Below are 669 nucleotides of genomic sequence, written 5' to 3' on the forward strand. Positions count from 1 at the left end.
CGTACCATTTGCCATTCACAGGAAAGCTGCTCGCCATGTAGTCCGGATACGTCGCAAGCTTGCGAGCGACTTTCTCCGGTATCAGTTCGTAGGCTTTGCGGTTGCTGGGAGCGAGCGGGAATAGCTGGGCGAAAGCTGCCTGGCGGTCGGCGCGGCCGACAAACTCGATAAACTTCTGCGCATTCTGAGCGTTCGGGCTGCCTTTTGGGATGATCCAGTAGTCCCAGGTCAGCTTGGCTTGATTCCGATTGATTTCAATAGGATCGCCCTGGTCGATCAGGGTGAGCGCCCGCCCGTCGTAGGACAGCGCGATGTCGGCCACACCATCGCGCATGATCTGCAAGATCTCGGCGCCGCCCGTCCACCACTTGCGAACGTGCGGCTTGATCTTGTCGAGACTCGCGAACACACGGTCGATGTCCATGGGGTAGAGCGCATCCTTAGCCACGCCGCTCGCCAGCAGAGCTTCCTCCCAAGGCGCAGGGAAGCCGTATTGACCGCTCGGGAGCGCGCGGACGCCGGGAAATTTCTCGACATCCCAGAACTCGGTCCAGCTGGTGGGCCGCGGCTTGTCAGCCGGGAACTTCTTCGTGTTGTAGACCATATTCAAAGAATAGATCTGGCTGCCGAAGCCATATGGATGCTTGCAGTAGTCTGCGATCCCGTCCA

1 protein-coding gene is annotated in these 669 nt (G+C 59.2%); it reads right to left on the reverse strand.

Annotation, left to right across the window (positions count from 1 at the left end):
* The coding region (locus tag CWO91_RS42380) for an extracellular solute-binding protein (RefSeq protein WP_130221195.1) at positions 1 to 669 on the reverse strand (669 nt) is incomplete at both ends.

This window comes from Bradyrhizobium genosp. SA-3 (genome assembly GCF_004212635.1).
Taxonomy (GTDB): domain Bacteria; phylum Pseudomonadota; class Alphaproteobacteria; order Rhizobiales; family Xanthobacteraceae; genus Bradyrhizobium.